12 protein-coding genes are annotated in these 17,389 nt (G+C 63.6%); 7 read left to right on the forward strand and 5 right to left on the reverse strand.

Translation table 11 applies throughout. The annotated features are described in order from the left end of the window. Position 1: 1 nt before the first annotated feature. From ACVOLL_RS00935 to ACVOLL_RS00950, 4 genes are all read right to left on the reverse strand, one after another. Complete coding sequence (locus tag ACVOLL_RS00935; protein ID WP_481511145.1) at positions 2-622, reverse strand: HD-GYP domain-containing protein; 621 nt, start codon at positions 620-622, stop codon at positions 2-4. A 98-nt stretch (positions 623-720) separates the two neighbouring features. Next, entirely contained in the window at positions 721-4,317 is a 3,597-nt protein-coding gene (gene mfd / locus ACVOLL_RS00940; protein WP_481511146.1) for a transcription-repair coupling factor, read from the reverse strand. A gap of 137 nt (positions 4,318-4,454) precedes the next feature. Beyond that, on the reverse strand, positions 4,455-5,000 hold the full coding sequence (locus ACVOLL_RS00945; RefSeq protein ID WP_481511147.1) for an N-acetyltransferase family protein: 546 nt from the start codon (positions 4,998-5,000) through the stop codon (positions 4,455-4,457). A 96-nt stretch (positions 5,001-5,096) separates the two neighbouring features. Further along, on the reverse strand, positions 5,097-5,954 hold the full coding sequence (locus tag ACVOLL_RS00950) for a 23S rRNA (adenine(2030)-N(6))-methyltransferase RlmJ (protein WP_481511148.1): 858 nt from the start codon (positions 5,952-5,954) through the stop codon (positions 5,097-5,099). A 164-nt stretch (positions 5,955-6,118) separates the two neighbouring features. Between ACVOLL_RS00950 and creB the strand changes: the two genes are divergently transcribed. From creB to ACVOLL_RS00985, 7 genes are all read left to right on the forward strand, one after another. Beyond that, a complete protein-coding gene (creB, locus tag ACVOLL_RS00955) occupies positions 6,119-6,820 on the forward strand; it encodes a two-component system response regulator CreB (RefSeq protein ID WP_481511149.1) in 702 nt (233 codons plus the stop codon). 3 nt (positions 6,821-6,823) lie between these two features. Continuing rightward, positions 6,824-8,260, forward strand: coding sequence for a two-component system sensor histidine kinase CreC (creC, locus tag ACVOLL_RS00960; RefSeq protein WP_481511150.1), 1,437 nt, complete (start codon positions 6,824-6,826; stop codon positions 8,258-8,260). A gap of 82 nt (positions 8,261-8,342) precedes the next feature. Continuing rightward, positions 8,343-9,689 carry a cell envelope integrity protein CreD gene (gene creD, locus ACVOLL_RS00965; protein ID WP_481511151.1) on the forward strand — a complete coding sequence of 449 codons (1,347 nt, stop codon included), beginning with the start codon at positions 8,343-8,345 and terminating at the stop codon, positions 9,687-9,689. 67 nt (positions 9,690-9,756) lie between these two features. Further along, the gene (locus ACVOLL_RS00970; RefSeq protein ID WP_481511152.1) at positions 9,757-10,167 is read left to right on the forward strand and encodes a hypothetical protein; all 411 of its coding nucleotides are present in this window, start codon (positions 9,757-9,759) and stop codon (positions 10,165-10,167) included. Between the two features lie 815 nt (positions 10,168-10,982). Then, on the forward strand, positions 10,983-12,575 hold the full coding sequence (locus ACVOLL_RS00975) for a M20/M25/M40 family metallo-hydrolase (RefSeq protein ID WP_481511153.1): 1,593 nt from the start codon (positions 10,983-10,985) through the stop codon (positions 12,573-12,575). A 705-nt stretch (positions 12,576-13,280) separates the two neighbouring features. Beyond that, positions 13,281-14,681 carry a glutamate--tRNA ligase gene (gene gltX, locus ACVOLL_RS00980; RefSeq protein WP_481511154.1) on the forward strand — a complete coding sequence of 467 codons (1,401 nt, stop codon included), beginning with the start codon at positions 13,281-13,283 and terminating at the stop codon, positions 14,679-14,681. Between the two features lie 13 nt (positions 14,682-14,694). After that, positions 14,695-15,180, forward strand: coding sequence for a Fur family transcriptional regulator (locus ACVOLL_RS00985; protein WP_282266682.1), 486 nt, complete (start codon positions 14,695-14,697; stop codon positions 15,178-15,180). A gap of 202 nt (positions 15,181-15,382) precedes the next feature. On the opposite strand, the gene ACVOLL_RS00990 is transcribed toward ACVOLL_RS00985, so the two are convergent. After that, positions 15,383-17,083, reverse strand: a complete 1,701-nt coding sequence (locus ACVOLL_RS00990) for an amidohydrolase (RefSeq protein ID WP_481511155.1) — start codon at positions 17,081-17,083, stop codon at positions 15,383-15,385. Positions 17,084-17,389 lie beyond the last annotated feature (306 nt).

Genomic DNA, 17,389 nt, shown 5'->3' on the forward strand with positions numbered 1-17,389 from the left:
CTCAGGCGGCCGGCGCGCTGTCACCGCGCAGCAGGCCCATGAACTCGCCGAAAAGGCGTCGGTCGATCAAGCGTCCGCGGTCGTTGGCGAGGATCTCGATGGCACGCTGCATCGGCATCGGGCCGCGATACGGGCGCTGCGAGGTCATCGCATCGAAGCCATCGACGATGGTCAGGATGCGCGACTCAAGTGGAATGTCTTCGCCCTGCAGGCCGTGCGGATAGCCACTGCCGTCCCAGGCTTCGTGGTGATGGCGGATCAACGTGGCAACGGCTTTGGCGTCGCTGCGGCCGGTGGCAGTGAATAGACGCGCGCCGCGTTCGGGATGGGTGCGCATAACCGAAATCTTGTCGTCGTCCAGTTTGCCGGGGTGCAACAGCACGTCGTCACGGATGCCGATCTTGCCGACATCATGGAAGCGGGCGGCAAGCACGAGATGGCCGATGCGCTCCTCGGACAGATCGCAGCGGCGGCCCATGGCCTGGGCAAGTTGCGAGACGCGATCGCAGTGGTGGTCGGTATAGCTGTCGCGCTGATCCAGTGCGGCGGCCAATACATCGATAGCGCAGGAGCTGTCATCCGGTGGATGCGACAGACCCATGGGCGTGGTGATGGTCAACATGATGACGGAGCCGCGTGGGGGACGGCTGCGAGCGTAAGAGAGGGGGCGTTATTTTCAACGCCCTTTCACCTTCACGCAATGTTTACAGATTGATTTATTCAGGCGCGGCCGGGATGCAGTGTGGTCAACAACGCACGTGCGGCGTTGAAGCGGTCGGCGCTTTCCGGCAAAGGATGTTTGATGCGCAGCTTGTCCGGGCCATCCATTTGATACAGCTTTGGTTGTTTCTGGATCAGTTGGATCACCACCATCGGGTCGATGTTGGGCTTGCTGTCGAAGACGATGCGGCCACCATTCTCGCCCAGCTCCAACTTGCGGATGCCCAGTTCGTTGGCCTGCAGTTTGAGCTCGGCGATGGCGAACAGATGCTTCACCGGATCCGGCAACAGGCCGAAACGATCAATCATTTCCACCTGCAGCTCGCGCAGGCGCTCGCTGTCACGCGCCGAGCTGATGCGCTTGTACAGGGTCAAGCGGGTGTGCACATCGGGCAGGTAGTCTTCCGGAATCAGCGCCGGCACATGCAGCTCGACATCGGCGCCACGTGCTTCCTCGCCGGCATCCAGATCCGGCAGCTTGCCCGACTTGATCGAGCGTACTGCGCGTTCCAGCAGCTCGGTGTACAGGCTGAAGCCGATCTCCGCCATCTGCCCGCTTTGGTCTTCACCCAGCAACTCACCAGCACCACGGATTTCCAGATCGTGGGTGGCGAGGGTGAAGCCTGCGCCCAGTTCGTCCATCGAGGCGATGGCATCCAGGCGCTTCTGCGCGTCTGGCGTGATCGAACGTTTGTCCGGCACCAGCAGGTAGGCATACGCACGGTGATGCGAGCGACCAACGCGGCCACGCAGCTGATGCAACTGCGCAAGGCCAAAACGGTCGGCGCGGTTGATGATGATGGTGTTGGCGTTGGGGATGTCGATGCCCGACTCGATGATGGTACTGGCCAGCAGCACATTGAAGCGCTGCTTCTGGAAATCCAGCATCACCCGTTCCAGCTCGCGCTCGGGCATCTGCCCGTGGGCCATGCCGATGCGTGCTTCGGGTACCAGTTCGGACAGCTCGCGCTGCATCCGGCCCATGCTCTCCACATCGTTGTGCAGGAAGTACAGCTGGCCACCACGCGACAACTCGCGCTGGAAGGCTTCGCGCAGCTGTGCGTTGTCCCATGCGGTGACGAAGGTCTTCACCGCCAGCCGGTTCGGCGGCGGCGTAGCGATGATCGACAGGTCACGCAGACCGGCCATGGCCATGTTCAAGGTACGCGGGATCGGCGTCGCGGTCAGGGTCAGCAGGTGCACATTGGCACGCATCGCCTTCAGTGCTTCCTTCTGGCGCACGCCAAAGCGCTGCTCTTCATCGACGATGACCAGGCCCAGGTCCTTGAACTTCACGTCCGGCTGCAATAGCCGGTGGGTGCCGATGATCACATCGATGGTGCCTTCGGCGACCTTGTCCAGCTCGGCCTTGATTTCCTTGCTGGTCTTGAAGCGCGACAGCACTTCCACCCGCAGCGGGTAATCGGCAAAGCGATCACGGAAGTTGCGGTAATGCTGTTCTGCCAGCAGCGTGGTCGGTACCAGCACCGCAACCTGCTTGCCGCCGCTTGCCGCAGCGAATGCAGCACGCAGTGCAACCTCGGTCTTGCCGAAGCCGACGTCGCCGCAGACCACGCGGTCCATCGGCTGGCTGGATTGCAGGTCACGCAGGGTAGCTTCGATCGCCGCCTGCTGGTCGGGTGTTTCCTCGAACGGGAAGCCAGCCGCGAACGGTTCGTACAGCGAGCGGTCGATATCCAGCGCCAGGCCGGCGCGTGCGCGGCGACGGGCCTGGATTTCCAGCAGCTCGGCGGCAACGTCACGGACTTTCTCCGCAGCCTTGCGCTTGGCCTTGGCCCATTGCTCGCCACCGAGCGAATGCAGTGGCGCGGTTTCCGGCGACGCGCCGGAATAGCGGCTGATCAGGTGCAGTTGCGCGACCGGCACGTACAGGCGGTCGCCCTTGGCGTATTCGATCTCGAGGAATTCGCCGGGCATGCCGCCGACATCCATCGCGATCAATCCGCGGTAGCGGCCAACGCCATGATCTTCATGGACGATGGGCGCGCCTTCGGTCAGCTCGCCCAGGTCACGGATGATGGACTCGGGCTCACGCCCGGCACGCCGCGTACGCCGCGCTTGTCCGGCGCGCTCGGGGAACAGCTGGCGCTCGGTAAGCACGGCCAAGGCCGGCTCGCTGAGCGCAAAGCCGTCATCCAGTGGCGCAACGGTAATGGCGAAGCGCGCGAGCCCCCCTTTGCCTTCAAGCCCCTCTCCCGCCTGCGGGAGAGGGGTTGGGGTGAGGGCGCTCTTGCTCTTGCTTTGGCTAGCAGCCTTACCCCCATCCGACCCTTCGGGCCACCTTCCCCCGATGGGGGAAGGCAGGAAGTCATTGAAGCTCCCAACAACCTCAGGCCGCAATTCAGCCGCCTGCAACACTTCCAACAAGGCCTCACGCCGTCCCGGCGAATCCGCCGCGATCAGCACCCGGCCCGGGTAATGCTCGATGAAGGACTTCAGTGCCTGCCCGGCCGGCGCATCCTTGGCCGCAACCGGCAGCGGCTGCAGCGGCTGGTCACCCAACGCCTGCGCCTCGGCGGCGCGCGGATGATCGGTCGCACACACTTCCACGCGCGGCAGTTTGTTGAACTGCTCGCGCAGGCTGTCTGGCGACTGGTAGATCTCTTCTGGCGGCAGCAGCGGCCGTTCGATATCGTGGCGGCGCTGTTCGTAGCGGCTGTTGGTCTGCAGCCAGAATGCGTCGGAGGCTTCGCTGACGCCGCTACCGAGCACGGTCATGAAACCGTCCGGCAGGTAGTCGAACAGGGTCGCGGTCTGGTTGAAGAACAACGGCAGCATGTATTCGATGCCCGAAGGCGCCAGACCAGCCTTCAGATCCTGGTACAGCGGGCTGCGCCGGGTATCCACGTCGAACCGTTCGCGCAGTGTGGCCAGCACCTTGTTGAGGCTGGCCTCGTCCATCGGTACTTCACGGCCGGGCAGCATCTTCACTGCCGTCACCTTGTCCAGCGAGCGCTGCGATTCCGGGTCGAACTCACGGATGGAGTCGATGTCCTCGTCCAGCAGTTCGATGCGCAGCGGCGCCTCGGCGCCCATCGGATAGACATCGAGCAGGCCGCCGCGCACGGCGAAATCACCCGGGTCCATGACCTGCACGACATTGCGGTAGCCAGCGCTTTCCAGACGACGCTTCTCTGCGTCCATATCCAGACGCTGGCCGACCTTCAGGTCGAAGCTGCCGCCGACGATGTAGCTCAGCGGCGCCAGCCGCTGCAGCAGAGTCTGCACCGGCACCACGACGATGCCTTGCTTCAACGTCGGCAGGCGGTGCAGGGCGGCCAGACGCTGCGAAATGATGTCGGGGTGCGGGCTGAACTGGTCGTAGGGCAGGGTTTCCCAATCCGGGAACGGCACCACCGGCAGCGGGCTGTTTGCGCCCAACAGGGTCTGCAGATCAGCTACCAGCTGATGCGCACTGTGGTTGTCGCGGGTTACCAGCAGCAGCGGCTTGGCGTGCGCCTGCGCTGCGCAGGCAACATGCCAGGCCAGCGCACTGCTGGAAGCCGGAGCGCGCCACCAGGCGCGGAGCTGGCCCGAACGGGGCAGCGGCGGAATGGGGTAGGTAATAGGCGACATGAACCGCGAATTTTACCAGATGCGCCCTTGCTGCCTGTCCGGGCAAGCTCTGATTTGCGCAGCAGGGCAATGCGCAGGCCAAAAACACGACAGGCGCCTTGCCGGCGCCCGTCGGGGGTGAAGCCTGGAACGGCTGTTTAGGTAGCCAGCTCCAGCACCATGCGCACCAGCCCTGGGGCGGCGGAAGGGTGCGGCACCTGCTTGAAGCCCAGCGAAGCGGCCAGCTGCAGCATTGGCTCGTTGTCCTGGGCGATGTCGCCATACAGGCGGTCCAGGTACTTGCCGCGTGCCCATTTGACCAGTTTGCGCATCAACTGCCGGCCCAGACCCTGACCGGCAAGGAAGCCGCTGACCAGAATGGCGTACTCGGCATCGCGGGTGCCCGGGATGATGGAGGCGCGCGCCACCGCGCCGACTACCGCTTCGCCGGGTGGCAGCGGCTCGGCTGCGACCAGTGCGATCTCGGTTTTCGGGTTCGGGTGGGTCAGGCGCTGTGCGGTCTCATCGGACAGTGATTCAACCGACTGCAGGAACTTGTCGCGCACCTCTTCCGGCCCGAACAGGGCAAACGCGCCCTGCAGCGGCGCACCGTCTTCAGGGCGGATGGGTCGTATCAGCAGCTCACGGCCGCTGGGTGCCTTGAAATTTTCATGCCACGGGGGCATGCGGTTGCGAGTTGCCATGACTACGTTTCCTCCAAAGTCGCCTGATTCTGTCACTGCGGGTGCTACGTTCTGTGAACGCGGTCCAAAGCAGCTGCAGATTGCCGGCGGTGCCCGTCACTCGGGCGTCTTCAGCCACTCCAGTCGGGTCGAGGCACCGGCTTCACCCAGATACTGCTTCAAGACGGGCAAGGCCGGGGCCAACACCTGTTCAAACTGCCATGGCGGGTTCAGCAACAGCATCCCGCTACCATTCAGACGCAGCGGGGAGTCATCGGCCCTCACCATGAATTCGGCGACCAGGATGGACTTGGCCGGCAGCGCGGCCGCCTTGCGGAAAAACGGCTGCAGGGTGCGGCGTTGCTTGATCGGGTACCAGACTGCGCATTGCGCCTGAGGCATCCGGGTCAGAATCTCACGCAGAGTTGAGATAATCAGCGGGTACTCGGCGTCCTGCACTTCATACGGTGGATCGATCAGCACCAGCGCCCGGCCGATCTTGATGGCTCCGCTCTTGGGCGGAATGAAGGCGCGGATTGCTTCATAGCCGTTGCCGGCGTGCACCTGTACCCGGCGGTCGTGGGCAAACAGCTCCTTGAGCGCGGTGACCTCGTCCTTCTGCAGCTCGCAGGCGGCCATGCGGTCCTGTTCGCGCAGGGCGCGCGCGGCCAACAGCGGCGAGCCCGGGTAGGAGATCAAGGCGCCGACCGGGTTGTCGGCCTGCACCGCGCGCAGGTACTGCTCCACCACTTCGGGCAGCGACGGGGTGGTCATCAGCCGCAACACGCCTTCATCGATCTCGGCGGTTTTGCGGCTTTCCTCGGCGGACAGCAGGTAACGGCCGCGGCCGGCATGCGTGTCCAGCACGAAGAACGGCGAGTCTTTGCGCTTGAGCGCGTCGATCATCGCCAGCATGACGATGTGCTTGAGGACGTCGGCGTGGTTACCGGCGTGGAAGGCGTGGCGATAATTCATCGGCGAAGTTTACGGCTTGCGGCGTGGTGTGGGCGTTTTCATTGGAGGGAGCCGGCTGGGCGCCTGTGTGCGCGGCGGTGCTGGGGGCCGATCCGAAGGGGGCCAATACGTCCCGATTGCTGCCGGCCGCTGGCGTCTGCAGCAAGGCCAGCTATGCTGATGCAATGTCCAGCCAACCTGCCCGGGTACTCGTCGTCGAAGACGAGGCCGCCATCGCCGACACCCTTCTTTATGCGCTGCGCAGCGAAGGCTATGCCGCCAGTCACTGCACGCTGGGCCGCGAAGCGCTGGCCTTGCTGCGCCAGCATGGCGCCGATGTGGTGGTGCTGGACGTCGGCCTGCCCGACCTGGGCGGCTTCGAGGTCTGCCGTGAACTGCGCACTTTCAGCCAGGTGCCGGTGATCTTCCTGACCGCTCGCAACGATGAGTTCGACCGCGTGCTGGGGTTGGAGCTGGGCGCCGACGACTACGTGACCAAGCCGTTCTCGCCACGCGAGATGGTGGCGCGGGTACGCGCGCGACTGCGCCGGACCGGGCCTGCTTTACCTGTTGCAGCGGAGGAGGGGGGCTGGAAGCAGTTGGGTCGGTTCGCGATTGATCATGACGGCCGCCGTATCCGCTACGACGAGGCGCTGCTGGACCTGACCCGCTACGAATACGCCTTGCTGGCGGCACTGCTGCAGCGGCCCGGGGCGATCCTGAGCCGGGCACAGTTGATGGAGCGTGGCTGGGACCACGCCAGCGACAGCACCGACCGTACCGTCGATACCCACGTCAAAACCCTGCGCGCAAAGCTGCGTGCGGCTGGCGCGCAGGGCGAACCGATCCGTACCCACCGTGGCGTCGGCTACGCCCTGGATATCTGACCGATGCGTATCGGGCTGAAGCTGTTCCTGGGGTTCTTCCTGATTGTCGGCATCGCCGCGTTCTTCGTGATGCGTGTGTTCGTCAACGAGGTCAAACCCGGCGTGCGCCAGGCGATGGAGTCGACCCTGGTGGACGCGGCCAATGTGCTGGCGGTGATGGCTGCGCCGGATCTGAAGGCCGGCCACATCGGCGACGGTGACTTCGCCGCGCGCCTGGCCACCGCCCAGCGCCGCGATCCCAAGGCGATGGTGTGGCGTTTCCCCAAGCGCAGCATCGACTACCGGGTGACGGTGACCAATGCGCAGGGCATCGTGGTCTACGACTCGCGCGGGCAGGACGTGGGCCGCGACAACTCGCGCTGGAACGACGTCTACCGGACCCTGCGCGGTGAGTACGGCGCACGCTCCAGTCCGGAGATTCCGGGCGACGAAACCAACACCGTGATGCACGTAGCCGCGCCGATGTATGACCCGGCTGACGGACGCACCCTGATCGGCGTACTGACCCTGTCGCAGCCCAACGACACCATCGATCCCTTCATCGTTGCCAGCCAGCGCGCCATCATCGCGCGCGGTGCCTGGCTGATCGGGCTGTCGGCACTGATCGGCCTGTTGATGACATGGTGGTTGTCGCGCGGCATCAGCGGGCTGAGTCGTTATGCCAAAGCTGTCAGCGCCGGTGAGCCGGTGCCGCCGCCGAAGCGGCGCCGCGACGAGATCGGCGACCTCGGCCAGGCGCTGGAAACCATGCGCCGCAAGCTCGAAGGCAAGGCCTACGTCGAGCAGTACGTGCAGTCGTTGACCCACGAGATGAAGAGCCCGCTGGCGGCGATACGTGGCGCTGCCGAACTCCTGCAGGAGCCCTTGCCGGAAGCCGACCGGCAGCGCTTCGCTGCCAACATCGTGCAGCAGGAGCGGCGCCTGACCGAAACCATCGACCAGTTGCTGCGGTTGGCCGAGGTTGAACAACACGGCTGGTTGCAGCGGCGCACCGAGGTGGATCTGGTCGCGGTCTGCCGCGCGCTGGCCGAAGATGCTGCGCCGCGCCTGCAGACTGGGCAGATCCAACTGGATGTGGAACTGCCGGAGCGCGCAGCGGTGCAGGGCGATGCCTTCCTGCTGCGGCAGGCGCTTTCGAACCTGCTGGACAACGCGATCGCGTTCTCTGCGCCGGGTGGTGGCATCGTGCTGAGCGTGCAACGCCAGCAGCAGAACTGGCGCATCGCCGTGCGCGACAACGGCCCAGGTGTGCCGGAGTACGCGCAGGAGCGGGTGTTCGAACGCTTCTATTCGCTGGCGCGGCCGGGTACGGGGCAGCGCAGTTCCGGCCTGGGCCTGCCATTCGTGGCCGAAGTGGCGCGCTTGCATGGCGGCGTCGCGGAGCTGGGCAATCACCCGGAAGGTGGTGCTGAAGCGCGCCTTCTGCTGCCTGCCGGCTGACTTCACATTCGCTTCAAACTCGGCACAAACCCTGCTCACCGGTCGCGTTCAACCTGTCCCTGTTTCCACACGAGGACGGGACATGACTTCCCTGAAACTGCTGTTGCGCTTCGCCATTGTCGGCGGGCTGGTGTTGTTGCTGCTGATTCCCCTGCTGCTGATCCGCAGCACCATCAATGAGCGTGAGCGTTACCGCGACGAGGCGGTCGAACGGGTATCGCAGAGCTGGGCCGGCGAGCAGTCGCTGATCGGCCCGGTGCGGGTGCTGCCGTGGACCCAGCAGCGCGAGGTCGAGATTCCGGCCGAGGGCAATAATCCGCGCAAGACCGAAATGCGCGTCGAGAGCGGCTATGACCTGCAGATGCCGACGCGTTTGAATGTGCAGGGCAATATGCGCACCGACGAGCGCACCGTGGGCCTGTTCAAGGTGCCGGTTTACAACTGGCAGGCCAAACTGCAGGCCGAGTTCGCCGAGAGCAGCTATGTGGCGGTGCCGGGGCGCACCTACGGCCGTCCCTATCTGGCGATGGGCGTGTCCGATGTGCGCGGTCTGGTAGGCACGCCGAACCTGCGCGTCGACGGCCGTGCGATCCAGCTGCAACCCGGCTCCGGCGCTCTGGAGGGAACCTCCAAGGGCCTGCATGCACCGCTGTCGGTGTTGCCGGATTCAATGCAGGGCGTGCTGCGCGAAGGTGGCAAGGTCGAGCTGGAGTTTGTGCTGGGCGGCACGCGTTCGCTGGCGATCGCGCCGGTCGGCGATGACACCCGCGTCTCGTTGTCGTCAACCTGGCAGCACCCGCTGTTCGGTGGCAGCTTCCTGCCCAATGAGCGGAGCATCGATGTCAGCGGCTTCAAGGCGGAGTGGGCGGTGTCTTCGCTGGCTTCTGCGGCACAGGCGCAGCTGGTCAAGGCGATACGCAGCGATGGTGGCAGCGTGGAGGCATTGAACGTGGCCTTGGTGGACCCGGTGGACACCTATACGCAGGTGGACCGTGCCAGCAAGTACGGCATCCTGTTTGTGCTGCTGACCTTCGTTGGCTTTGCGTTGTTCGAGCTGATCAAGCAGCTGAAGATCCATCCGCTGCAGTACCTGCTGGTTGGCCTGGCATTGGCGATCTTCTTCCTTTTGTTGCTGAGTCTTTCGGAGCAGATTGCGTTCTGGCAGGCCTATCTGATCGCGGCGGCGGCGTGTATCGGCCTGCAGGGCTTCTATCTGAGCGGGGTGCTGCACAGCTGGAAGCGCGGTGTCGGTTTCGCGACGATGCTGACGATGTTGTACGGGGTGCTGTATGTGCTGTTGGTCTCGGAGAACAACGCGCTGCTGATGGGTTCGCTGCTGCTGTTCGGCATCCTGGCCGCGATCATGTGGGTCACCCGCAAAGTCGATTGGTACGAGCTGAGCAGTCGTGCAGTGACAAAGCAGGCTTGATTGGACGGTTGCGATGACGGGGCGGGATGGCAATAGCCATCCCGCCTCTTTCGCAAGGAGGAAGGACATGAATCGTGCATTGATCCATCGCCGTGCGCAGCGCTTGTTGCCGGCGGGTATCGAGACCTGCGGCCTGCTGCACTTCGGCATGGCGCCGGGGCAGGTGGAGCGGGCGTTGTTGGGCAGTGTATTTGCGGGTGGGGAGGCGCAGGGGATGGTAGCGCTGCGCTTGTCTCTGTCGACGGCGTTGGCGATCCAGCGCAAGGGGCTGCGGTACTTCGAGTCAGGGGATTGGGTGTATTCGGCGTTTGCCGAGGGTTGTTCGCTGGATGCCGGTGGTGATGCGTGTGGATCTTTTGGCATGGATGCGTTGCCGACGACGCATGGCGCTGGGTACTCCGCCGTCGCTCAAGATGGCCGCTCGTGGTTCGTAGTACTGCCTGTGGAGCGAATGGTGGTTTATGGGTGGTGGGAATAAGAGGGTGTTTGGCGGTAACCCGTCGGGACTGCATGACGGTCTCGTACTGCGTGCTGGAGGAGAAACGGGCCTGTCGATGCTGAGGTGGCGGGGCTCGAAGAACCCGCCCCGCGAAGGCGGGCAGGTAACGGACACCGGACTGCATGAGACCTCCCTTCTCCCGCCTGCGGGAGAAGGTGCCCGGAGGGCGGATGAGGGCAGCTCTTGCCTTGGTTGTTACTGTGAAAATGACTACTGATAGTCAAAGCCGAAGTCGAAGTCGAAGCCGAAGCCGAAGCCGAAGCAAGAGCTTTCACTCCCCTGCGGGGAGCGAGTTACTTTGACCAGCCATTCGGCTGTTAAAGAGCTCTTCTTTGCTTGTGCAAAGAAAAGGTAACCAAAAGAGGCGCTCTTCAACAGCCGAATGGCTGGTCAAGCACACCCTGCCTGCGCGCCCACGCCGCTACGCGGCGCGGGTTCACTCCGCTGGCAGGATTTTTCGACGATACATCCCTGTATCGTCGAAAAACGACTTGCGTCCTGCACGTCGCCCCGTGCGGGGTCTTGTCTGCCAGCTCCGTCGCTGCGGAAGGGGCCCGGTAAGTCAAACGCTAGAGCAACAGCAACAGCAACAGCACCGGCAAGAGCAACGGCAAGAGCAACGGCAAGAGCAACGACAGCAAGAGCAATGGCCGTGATCGGCAAAGTCAGCTGCTGCCTGCGCGGACTGAATCGCCCCGTCGTTGCCAAACCATGACCATTGGCCGACTCGGCAGCTGCTGTTCACTGGCTAGACTCGGTGGTTTGTCGTCATTGGGCCTGAGGCCGGGGAAAGCATGATCAAGCGGGGTTTGTTGGCGTTGTGCATGGGCTTGGCGGTGAGCGCTTCGGCGCAGGCGGCCGAGCAGGTGGATCTGGATATGGTCAGCAAGATCCGTCAGGAGGCGTTCCACCGTTCGCAGGTGATGGATACCTTCAGCCATTTGACCGAAACCATCGGCCCGCGCCTGAGCAATTCGCCGGCCATGACCCAGGCCAATGCCTGGAGCCGTGGCAAGTTCAATGAGTGGGGCCTGGTCAATGTGCATGACGAGGCCTTTGAGGACTTCGGTCGTGGTTGGGAGTTCAGCTCGGCCAGCGTCGAGATGCTGGGCCAGCGCGTGCAGCCGCTGCACGCCCTGCCCAAGGCGTGGACGCCGGGCACCAATGGTGCGGTGGAAGGTGAGCTGATCCAGGTCGATATCAAGAAGCTGGCCGATCTTGAGAAGTACAAGGGCAAGCTGCGCGGCAAGATCCTGCTGCTGGGTGATGCGCGCGAATACAAGCGTGGCACCGAGTCAGACTCGCACCGTCACGATGCGACCTCGCTGGAAGGCCTGCAGGCGTTCACCATTCCCAAGGCGGCGGAAGAGGACCGTGCAAAGCGGCTGAAGGAGTTCAACGAGCGCCAGGAGCTGACCAAGGCGGTCAATGCTTTCTTCATCGAAGAAGGCGCGCTGGCGTCGATCAGCATCAGCGGCTGGGACAACGGCATCATCCGCGTGGCCGGTGGCGGTTCGCGCAAGGCCGGCGAGTCGGTGGGCATCCCCGAGCTGGCAATGATCGCCGAGCACTTCAATCCGCTGGTGCGTGCGCTCAAGGACAAGCAGACGGTGACGCTGCGGGTCAACGTAGATGCGCGATTCACCGACGACACCAACCAGCCGGGCCACAACACGTTGGCTGAGATCCGTGGCAGCAGCAAGGCTGACGAGATCGTGATGCTGGGTGCACACATGGACTCCTGGCACACCGGCACCGGTGCGGCCGACAACGCTGCGGGCGTGGCGGTGATGATGGAGGCGATGCGCATCCTCAAGGCGGTAGGTGCCAAGCCCAAGCGTACGATTCGCGTGGGTTTGTGGAGTGGTGAGGAGCAGGGTCTGGTTGGTTCGCAGGCGTATGTGGCACAGCACTTCGCGCGGTATCCGGAGCCGGCCGATGCGACGCAGAAGGCGCTGCCGGCGTCGTTGCGTGAGCCGACGGGGCCGCTGCAGAAGCTGCGTGATTACGAGAAGTTCCAGGTCTACTTCAACATGGACAATGGTTCGGGTCGGTTCCGCGGTATCTATGCGCAGGAAAACATGGCGGCGATGCCGATCTTCGAGGCGTGGTTGAAGCCGTTCAACGATGTGGGTGCTACCACGGTGGCCACGCGCAATACCGGCAGCACCGATCACATCAGTTATGACCGGGTTGGCCTGCCGGGCTTCCAGTTCATCCAGGATCGTCTGGATTACTTCAGCAATGTGCACCACAGCCATCTGGATACCTGGGATCACGCCGAGGCGGAGGATCTGAAGCAGGCGGCGGCGATCGTGGCTTCGTTCGTCTATAACGCTGCGATGCGCGAGGAGCGGTTCCCGCGCAAGCCGTTGTTGGAGAAGTGAGCCTGGCAGCTGGCGCGTAGTGCTGATTTGGGAAGGGCCGCTTTGCGGCCCTTCTGCTTTTTGGGGCAGAGCAAGCAGACGCTTGATGCATTCCTTCTCCCGCCTGCGGGAGAAGGTGCCCGAAGGGCGGATGAGGGGAGCTTTGGCTCTGTTTTTTGGCGTCTTGGTCTCTCATGAACAGCGGTTGCAAGAGCAAGAGCTTTCGCTCCCCTGCGGGGAGCGAGTTACTTCTCTTTGCTTGTGCAAAGAGAAGGTAACCAAGAGAAACACACCCTGCCTCCGCGCCCACGCCGCTACGCGACGCGGGTCCACTCCGCTGGCAGGATTTTTCGACGAGACATCCCTGTCTCGTCGAAAAACGACGCACATCCGTGTGCGTCGCCCCGTGCGGGGTCTTGTCTGCCAGCTCCGTCGCTGCGGAAGGGGCCCGGTAGGTCAAAGGCTGGAGCAACGGCAACGGCAACGGCTGAAGCCGAAGCCGAAGCCAAAACCAAAACCAAAACCAAAACCAAAACCAAAACCAAAACCAAAACCAGAGCTACCCTCACCCCAACCCCTCTCCCGTACAAACGGGAGAGGGGCTTACAGCTGCAGGTCGCTGGCTTTGCTGCGTCTTTTGGCCTGCGCTTGAAGGGCTGAAGCCGGTTCAAGGCACCGGAAGAGGGGAAGAGGTAAAATGCCCCGATTCCAACTTCTGCGCCCGTCATGACCGTCCGTACCCGCTTTGCCCCCAGTCCCACCGGCTACCTGCACATTGGTGGCGCCCGCACCGCGCTGTATTGCTGGCTGGAGGCGCGTCACCGTGGCGGTGAGTTCGTGCTGCGCATTGAAGATACCGACCGCGAGCGCTCCACCCAGGCCGCCATCGACGCCATCCTCGAGGCGATGGACTGGTTGGGTCTGAGCTACGACGAAGGCCCGATCTATCAGACCGCGCGCGTCGCCCGTTACCTGGAAGTGGCCGAGCAGCTGATCGCCTCGGGCAAGGCCTACTATGCCTATGAGACCAAGGAAGAGCTCGACGCCATGCGCGAAGCCGCCATGGCCAAGCAGGAAAAGCCGCGCTACAACGGCGCTGCCCGCGAGTTGAACCTGCCGTACAAGGACGACCCGAACCGCGTCATCCGCTTCAAGAACCCGCTTGAAGGCACGGTGCTGTTCGATGACCTGATCAAGGGCAATATCGAAATCGCCAACAGCGAGCTCGATGACATGGTCATCTTCCGCCCGGACGGCTACCCGACCTACAACTTCGCGGTGGTGGTTGACGATTGGGACATGAAGATCAATGAGGTCATCCGCGGTGATGACCACATCAACAACACCCCGCGCCAGATCAATCTGTACGAGGCCATCGGTGCGCCGGTGCCGAAGTTCGGCCATATGCCGATGATCCTGGACGAGCAGGGTGCCAAGCTGTCCAAGCGCACCGGCGCGGCCGATGTCATGCAGTACAAGGACGCCGGCTACCTGCCCGAAGCGCTGCTGAGCTACCTGGCCCGTCTGGGCTGGTCGCATGGTGACCAGGAGATCTTCACCCGCCAGGAACTGATCGACCTGTTCGACGTTACCAACTGCAATTCCAAGGCCGCGCGCCTGGACATGGCCAAGCTGGGCTGGGTCAACCAGCACTTCCTGAAGACCGAGACGCCGGAGTCCATCGTTCCGCACCTGGTCTACCAGCTGGAAAAGCTCGGTCTGGACATCAGCAAGGGCCCGGCCCCGGTCGATGTGGTCATCGCCCTGCGCGAGCGCGTGCAGACCCTGAAGGAAATGGCCGAGAAGGCCGTGGTCTGGTACACCCCGCTGAGCGAATACGACGAAGTAGCCGTGGCCAAGCACTTCAAGGCAGGCGCCGAGATTCCGCTGGCCAAGGCACGCGAGCTGCTGGCAGCAGCTGAATGGACCGCTGAAGGCGTGTCCGTGGCGCTGCATGAGGTGGCCGCGCAGCTGGAAATCGGCATGGGCAAGGTCGCCCAGCCGCTGCGTGTGGCCATCACCGGCACCCAGGTGAGTCCTGACATTTCCCATACCGTGTATCTGGCTGGGCGCGACGAGGCCTTGAAACGCATCGACGCCGCACTCATCAAGATCCCAACGGCCTGACCCCGAGGTAGACATGACCGACGCACACTCCTGCACCGCCCCGCACCACCACGTCGAAGACGCGGCCGGTTTTGTCGCGGTGGTCGAACGGGTGTGCCGTGAGCGCGGATTGCGGTTGACCCCGATCCGCGCCAACGTGTTGCGGCTGATTGCCGAGGCTGGCAAGCCGGTCAAGGCCTACGAGCTGCTGGAATGGGTGCGCGAAGGCAAGGGTGTGGGCGCTGATGCCCCGCCCACGGTCTACCGCGCGCTGGACTTCCTGATGGCCAATGGCTTTGTGCACAAGCTGTCATCGGTCAACTCGTTCGTTGCCTGTCACCACCCGAGCAGCAACCAGCATTCGGTGCCGTTCCTGATCTGCGACCGCTGCCATAGCGCAGTGGAGCTGGAAGACCGCGACATCGTCCGCCAGCTCGAAGCCCGCGCCAAGGAACTGGGCTTCAAGCCGCAGGCGCAGACGCTGGAAGTGCACGGCCTGTGCGCGAACTGCGCAGGTTGAGGCTTTAGCGCCTCTCTGAGCGGGAGAGGGGTCGGGGTGAGGGTGAAGTGCCCCGCGGAAATGATTTTTGTGGGAGCGGCGTAAGCCGCGAAGCTGATAGGCCTCGACCGCCCCGGTCACGTCGGTGCGGGCAATGCGCTATCGGCTTCGGGGTTTGCAGTGGTTTCGCGGCTTACGCCGCTCCTACAACAGCCCACTGTGCTTACGGCTTCGACTTCGCCTCGTAAACCACTTCGCCATCCTTGATGGTCTGCAGCACCTTGATGGTGTGCAGCTGGCTGCGTTCGATGGTCATTGGGTTGTCCGAGAGCAGCGCCAGGTCCGCACGCTTGCCGACTTCGATCGAGCCCTTGCTGCTCTCCTCGCCATACTGGCGCGCTGCCCACAATGTGATCGACTTCAGTGCGATCAATGGCGATACCCGTTGATCCGGTCCCAGCACGCGGCCACTGCGGGTCACGCGGTTGACCGTCGCGTCCAGCACCCGCATCGAATCCGGGAATACCACCGGCGCATCGTGGTGCGAGGTGAATACCATGCCGGCATCCAGCACCCATTGCGTGGGCGAGATGTTCTCGGCGCGCTCCGGGCCCAGCACCGAATCACGGTGCCAATCACCCCAGTAATAGGTGTGCATCGGGAACAGCGAGGGGAAGATGCCGAGACGGCGTAGTTCGCCAACCTGGTCCTTGCGCAGGGTCTGGCCGTGGATCAGCACGGGGACGAGGTGTTTGTCCGGGTACTTGGCTTCGGCGACGGCGACGGCGTGGATCAGCTGATCGATGGCGGCATCGCCATTGGCATGTGCCTGTACTTGCCAGCCATGGCCCCACGCCTGAGTGATGAGGTCATCGACCTTGGCGGTGGGGAAGGCGGGATAGCCGGCATAGTCCGGCTTCTCGCCCTCGGGGACCTTGTAATAAGGCTTGGTCAGCCACGCGGTTTTGCCCTGTGGCGATCCGTCCAGGCTGATCTTCACGCCGGCGATGCGGAAGTGGTCGGTGTAGTTCAGGCCATAGAAGGGCCCCTGCATTGCTGGATTCTGCAAGGCCACTTCAATATCCGGATAGGACACCACATCGATCTTGAGCTTGCCGGCCTTGGCCGCCATCGGCAGCAGCTGCAAGGTGCCGGCGTCGGTCTTGGCGTCCTGGGCGGTGGTGTAGCCGTACTTCATGTACAGCGCTTGGCCGGCTTCGAGCATGGCAAAGGATTGCTCGACAGTCATCGCCGGCATCAGCTTGGCCAAGGCTATGTTGTGCGCGCTTTCCTCCAGCACACCATCGGGCACGTTGCTGCCGGGTTCGCGGCGGATCACGCCACCGGGTGGATTGGGCGTGTCGGCAGTGATGCCCGCCATTTCCAGCGCCTTGCTGTTATAGGCACCGAGATGGCCGGACTGATGCATCAGGATGATCGGTATATCGGTGGCGATCGCATCCAGATCCTGCCGGGTCGGATGGCGCTGTTCGACCAGCTGCGAGTCGTCGTAGCCGAAGCCGATCAGGACCTTGTAGCCTTCGGGTGTGGTCGGGTGCGCGCGGAATTCGCGCATGATCCTCTGCAAGGCGGGTATCGAGTTGCCTTCGCCATCGGGCGCGGGCAGCAGGTTGGCTGATAGCGCCTGCAGGCCGACACCTGAAACGTGGCCATGTGCGTCGATGAAGCCCGGCGTCAGCGTATGACCCTGCAAGTCGACCTGCTGCGCCTGCGGGCTGAAACGGAGCGCTGCCTTGCGGGTGCCGACAAAGGCGATGCGCCCGTCGCGCACGACGATGGCTTCCGCTTCGGGGTGGCGGTCGTCCACGGTGACGATGGGGCCACCGGAATACAGCGTGTCTGCTGCGTTGGCGGAGGTGGCCGTGAGTGCGGCCAGGACAGAGAGCGCCAGAATCAGTTTCACCGAGGGTTCTCCCGGCTGTGAGCAGGGGTACAGCCTAACGCAATCGGGTGAAGGCTTTGCTTTCTCCCTTGCGCAGCAGGGGAGGGTTGGGGAGGGGGGGGCTCAGGGCCTTTCTCGCAACGTCAGCTTCGCGGCTTACGCCGCTCCCACAAGATGGTCGGTAACGCCTCTTGCCGAGCATGGCTCGGCACTACCGCTGTTGCTCCCTCCCTTGCGCAGCAGGGGAGGGCTGGGGAGGGGTTGGCTCTGTGCCGTTCTCGCAATGTCAGCTTCGCGGCTTACGCCGCTCTCACAAGATGGTCGGTA

This window comes from Stenotrophomonas sp. STEN035, from assembly GCF_056759935.1.

Excerpts from the sequence above, each read along its gene's own strand:
- ACVOLL_RS00935 (WP_481511145.1), bottom strand. The coding sequence starts at position 622 with ATGTTGACCATCACCACGCCCATGGGTCTGTCGCATCCACCGGATGAC.
- mfd (WP_481511146.1), bottom strand. The coding sequence starts at position 4,317 with ATGTCGCCTATTACCTACCCCATTCCGCCGCTGCCCCGTTCGGGCCAG.
- ACVOLL_RS00945 (WP_481511147.1), bottom strand. The coding sequence starts at position 5,000 with ATGGCAACTCGCAACCGCATGCCCCCGTGGCATGAAAATTTCAAGGCA.
- ACVOLL_RS00950 (WP_481511148.1), bottom strand. The coding sequence starts at position 5,954 with ATGAATTATCGCCACGCCTTCCACGCCGGTAACCACGCCGACGTCCTC.
- creB (WP_481511149.1), top strand. The coding sequence starts at position 6,119 with ATGTCCAGCCAACCTGCCCGGGTACTCGTCGTCGAAGACGAGGCCGCC.
- creC (WP_481511150.1), top strand. The coding sequence starts at position 6,824 with ATGCGTATCGGGCTGAAGCTGTTCCTGGGGTTCTTCCTGATTGTCGGC.
- creD (WP_481511151.1), top strand. The coding sequence starts at position 8,343 with ATGACTTCCCTGAAACTGCTGTTGCGCTTCGCCATTGTCGGCGGGCTG.
- ACVOLL_RS00970 (WP_481511152.1), top strand. The coding sequence starts at position 9,757 with ATGAATCGTGCATTGATCCATCGCCGTGCGCAGCGCTTGTTGCCGGCG.
- ACVOLL_RS00975 (WP_481511153.1), top strand. The coding sequence starts at position 10,983 with ATGATCAAGCGGGGTTTGTTGGCGTTGTGCATGGGCTTGGCGGTGAGC.
- gltX (WP_481511154.1), top strand. The coding sequence starts at position 13,281 with ATGACCGTCCGTACCCGCTTTGCCCCCAGTCCCACCGGCTACCTGCAC.
- ACVOLL_RS00985 (WP_282266682.1), top strand. The coding sequence starts at position 14,695 with ATGACCGACGCACACTCCTGCACCGCCCCGCACCACCACGTCGAAGAC.